The 4,615-nt window shown below is 64.2% G+C and carries 4 protein-coding genes; 3 read left to right on the top strand and 1 reads right to left on the bottom strand.

All coding sequences use genetic code 11. The annotated features are described in order from the left end of the window. Positions 1-593 (bottom strand): ABC transporter ATP-binding protein (locus PVW46_RS13870; RefSeq protein WP_274576262.1); only part of this gene is annotated, 593 nt, incomplete at its 3' end. A 252-nt stretch (positions 594-845) separates the two neighbouring features. On the opposite strand from PVW46_RS13870, the gene PVW46_RS13865 reads away from it, so the two are divergent. The 3 genes from PVW46_RS13865 to PVW46_RS13855 form a co-directional block, all read left to right on the top strand. Beyond that, on the top strand, positions 846-2,543 hold the full coding sequence (locus PVW46_RS13865) for a peptide ABC transporter substrate-binding protein (RefSeq protein WP_274576259.1): 1,698 nt from the start codon (positions 846-848) through the stop codon (positions 2,541-2,543). A gap of 104 nt (positions 2,544-2,647) precedes the next feature. Then, complete coding sequence (locus PVW46_RS13860) at positions 2,648-3,655, top strand: ABC transporter permease (protein ID WP_043143296.1); 1,008 nt, start codon at positions 2,648-2,650, stop codon at positions 3,653-3,655. Continuing rightward, a partial coding sequence (locus PVW46_RS13855; protein WP_274576256.1) for an ABC transporter permease occupies positions 3,648-4,615 on the top strand: 968 nt, incomplete at its 3' end. The genes PVW46_RS13860 and PVW46_RS13855, both read left to right, overlap by 8 nt.

The raw sequence follows: 4,615 nt of genomic DNA, 5'->3' as shown, positions 1-4,615 counted from the left end.
GTCGGTTCGTCCGCGATCAGCAGGCGCGGCTTGCAGGCCATCGCCATCGCGATCACCACGCGCTGCCGCATCCCGCCCGACAGTTCGTGCGGGTACTGGTTCAGGCGCCGTTCCGGTTCCGGGATGCGCACCTCGCGCAAGAGCTCGACCGCCCGTTCCTCGGCCTGTTTCGCGCTCATCCCGCGGTGGACGCGCAGCCCCTCTGTCAGTTGTTTCTTGACCGTGAACACGGGGTTCAGCGCGGTCATCGGCTCCTGGAAGATCATGCCGATCTCGTTGCCGCGGATGTCGCGCATGTGCTTCTGGTCGAGGGTGCGCAGGTCGACCTCGCCGCCATCCTTGCGGTCGAACAGCAACCGGCCGCCGGCGATGTCGCCGCCGCCGTATTCCACCAGCCGCATCAGCGAAAGCGAGGACACCGATTTGCCGGAGCCGGATTCGCCCACCACGCAGACCGTTTCCCCCGGACCGATGTCGAAACTGACGTCCTCGACACCGACGACCGGGCCGTCCTTGGTCTGGAACTCCACCCGCAGCTTGTCGATCCGCGCGATCGGTCCTGCGGTCTGCGAGTTCGGTGCGCTGTCCAGCATTGTTGCGTGCTCCCCATGTCCTGAAGGCAAAGGCTATGGGCTGCGCAGGTCCGCTGTAAAGACCCGCAGTGCTTTTACGTTAGGCAATGCTTGCATTTTGCGCATGTTCTGCTTTCGATGGGGAACGGGTGGGGTTTCCGGTTCATCGATGTGCAAATGGCGGTTGCAATCGCCGGCGCATCTGACCGACCATCCCATCACAACGAAGGGGCCGGGCAAGACATCCGGTCCCGACCAACATGGAGTGATATCATGAGACTCAAGACCCTGATGCTCGGGGCAGCCGCCGCCGTTGCACTGGCTCCCGCAGCCTTTGCCGAGCGTGCGTCTGACGGCGACGTCAAGATCATCTACTGGCAGGCTCCGTCGATCCTGAACCCGTTCCTTTCGGGTGGCACCAAGGACGTCGAATCCTCGTCGATGATCATCGAACCGCTGGCACGCTACAACGAGATGGGTGAACTGGTGCCCTGGCTGGTCGACGAGATCCCCACCGTTGCCAATGGCGGTGTCTCCGAGGACCTGACCCAGATCACCTGGAAACTGAGCCCGGGCATCCTGTGGTCGGACGGCTCGCCGCTGACCTCCGCAGACGTCAAGTTCACCTATGAATACTGCACCCACCCCGAGGGCGGCTGCGCGCAGGTCACCAAGTTCGAAGGCGTGACCTCGGTCGAGACGCCGGACGAGTCGACCATCGTCGTCACCTTCGAAGGTCCGACCCCGAACCCCTACGGCCCCTTCGTCGGCGGTGAGAGCCCGATCCTGCAGAAGGCCCAGTTCGAGAACTGTGTCGGCGCCGCGGCCTCGACCTGCACCGAGCAGAACTTCAACCCGATCGGCACCGGCCCCTTCGTCGTCACCGAGTTCAAGCCGAACGACGTGATCACCATGAAGGCCAACGACAACTACCGCGACCCGGCCAAGCCGGCCTTCGCCACCGTGACCTTCAAGGGCGGCGGTTCGGCGGCCGCGGCGGGCACCGCCGTGATGGAAACCGGCGAGTTCGACTATGCCTGGAACCTGCAGCTGGCCCCCGATGTCATCGCCAAGATGGAAGCGGGCGGCATGTGTGTGCCGGTGGCCGGCTTCGGCCCGCTGCTGGAACGCATCATGCTGAACAACACCAACCCCGATCCGGCACTTGGCCCGGACGAACGGTCGGTGATCCGTCCGCACCCCTTCCTGGGTGATCCGGCGGTCTACAAGGCGATGTCGATGGCCATCGACCGCAACCTGCTGGTGGAAATCGGCTATGGCCAGGCCGGCCGCGTGTCCTGTTCCTGGGTCCCCGCCCCTGCCGCCTTTGCCGCCGACATCGAAGGCTGCGACGTGCAGGACATCGAGGGCGCCAAGAAGATGCTGGACGATGCGGGCATCGTCGACACCGACGGTGACGGCATCCGCGAGAAGGACGGCGTGCCGCTGTCGATCGTCTACCAGACCTCCGTCAACGCCGTCCGCCAGGACTTCCAGGCGCTGATCAAGGACTGGTGGGAACAGATCGGCATGGAAGTCGAGCTGCGCTCGGTCGATGCATCGGTCTTCTTCGGTGGCGATCCGGGTTCGCCCGACACCTTCCAGAAGTTCTATGCCGACGTCGAAATGTACGCCAACACCTTCAACGGCACTGACCCGCAGGCCTACCTGGGCAACGGTCTGTGCGACAAGGCACCGCGTCCGGAAACCCAGTGGCAGGGCGAGAACATCAGCCGCTTCTGCGACGAGGAATACGACGCGCTGCACAAGCAGCTGTCCGAGACCGCCGACATGGCAGAGCGCCAGCGCATCGGCCGCGAGCTGAGCCGCATGGCCTTCGAGCGTGGCGCGATGATCCCGCTGGTCCACCGTGGCCGCCTCTCGGCGCATTCCAACAGCCTCGGCGGCGTCAAGCTGAACGTCTGGGACAGCGAGCTGTGGAACGTGGCCGACTGGTACCGGATCGACTGATCGGCTGAAAACCGGGGCGCGCCCGGCGCGCTCCTTCCGCAGGCCGGACCCACTCCGGCCCGGCCTGCCCCCGGCTCCAAAGCCGCAAAAATCAGAGGCGTTTGATGCTCTCCTACGCGACGCGACGTCTGGTCCTTTCGATCCCGACGCTTCTCTTCATCAGCTTTGTCATCTTCATGCTGCTCCAGCTTGCCCCGGGCGACCCGATGGCGCAGGTGCCGCTCACCGTACCCGCCGAGGTCAAGGAAAAGATGCGACAGGCGCTCGGGCTGGGGGAACCCCCGCTCGTGCAATATTGGAAATGGCTGGTGCAGGTCTTCTGGACCGAACCCAAGGTCTTTATCGACTGGGCCTTCGGAACCAACATGACAGAGGGCGCGCAACGCGTGATCTCGTGGCAGACACGGTCGCCGGTCATGGACATCATCATCCAGCGCATTCCGCAGACGCTCTGGGTGGTCGGCACGGCCTATGTCGTCGCCATCCTGATCGCCATCCCGGTGGGCGTCTACTCGGCCTACAGGCAGTATTCGGTCTTTGACCAGGCGGGCACCTTCGTGACCATGATCGGTTTCTCGATCCCGCCCTTCTTCACCGGCCCGCTGCTGATCGTGATCTTTTCCGTCCAGCTTGGCTGGTTCCCCTCGATCTACGACACCACCCATGTCGTGAACGACTGGGCCAGCTTCAAGGTCCAGCTCAGCCAGATGATCATGCCGGTCATGGTGCTGGCACTGCAGATCACCGCCCAGCTGAGCCGCTACATGCGCGCCTCGATGCTGGACAACCTCAACCAGGATTACGTCCGCACCGCCCGCGCCAAGGGCCTGTCAGAGGCGATCGTGGTCAATGTCCATGTCGTGCGCAACTCGCTGATCCCGGTCGTGACCGTGATCGCGCTGGGGGTGCCGGCCATCTTCGGCGGCGCCATCATCACCGAACAGGTGTTCAAGGTGAACGGGATCGGCCAGCTGCTGATCACCGCGCTTTTCGCCAACGACCTGCCGATGGTCATGACCCTGACCTTCATCTTTGCCGTGCTGATCGTGCTCTTCAACCTTGTTGCCGACATCCTCTACGGCCTGCTCGACCCGAGGATCCGCTATGACTGACAACACCACCCCCGCGGACGAGCCATTGCAGGCCATCCAGGCCCTGCAGGACAAGGAACCGTCGAAACCGCCACGGTCCCGCGCCAAGGACGTCTGGGACCAGTTCCGCAAGCACAAGGGCGCCATGTTCGGCCTGGGCTTCCTGATCTTCATCACCCTGGCGGTGCTGATCGGCCCCTGGCTGTACCAGGTCGATCCGCAAAAGATCGACATCCGCAACAAGGACTTCCGCCCGATCTATGTCGCGCTGTGGGATTCCGATGCGCGGACCGGATGGAACAAGCCCTTCGGCTCGGACCAGCTGGGCCGTGACCAGCTTGCGCAGATGATCGCCGGAGGCCGCGCCTCGATGGCGGTGGGCTGGGCGGCGATGATCCTCAGCCTCGTGATCGGCACCGCCGTCGGCGTGGCGGCGGGCTTCTTCAAACGGCTGGACGGGTTCCTGATGCGCATGACGGACCTGTTCCTCTCGCTGCCGATCCTGCCCCTGCTCCTGTTGGCGGGGACGCTGTTCCGACAACCACTGAGGGCCAACTTCGGGCCGGAGGGGGGCATGTTCATCCTGATCGTCACGATGATTGCCATCACCTCATGGATGCCCACGGCGCGGATCGTGCGGGGCGACATCCTGGCCATCAAGGAACGCGAATTCGTGCTGGCGGCGCGCTCGATCGGGACAACCCAGTTCAAGATCATCCGGCGCCACCTGCTGCCCAACGTCCTGTCACCGATCATGGTCTCGGCGGCGCTGGGTCTGGCCACGGCGATCATCACGGAATCGGCCTTGTCCTTCCTCGGCGTTGGCTTCCCCTCGGACTTCCCGACCTGGGGCAAGATGCTGGCCGACGCCGTGGTCCGGATGGAGGAATTCCCGGAACGCGTGCTGCTGCCCGGCATCGCCATCTCGCTGACCGTGCTCTCGGTCAACTACCTGGGCGACGGGCTGCGCGACGCGCTGGA

Origin of the sequence: Mameliella sp. AT18, from assembly GCF_028807275.1 — a bacterium.
Lineage (GTDB): Bacteria > Pseudomonadota > Alphaproteobacteria > Rhodobacterales > Rhodobacteraceae > Antarctobacter > Antarctobacter albus.
The sequence above is the reverse complement of the archived record's forward strand: the minus strand, read 5'-3'. Positions and strand labels throughout refer to the sequence as shown.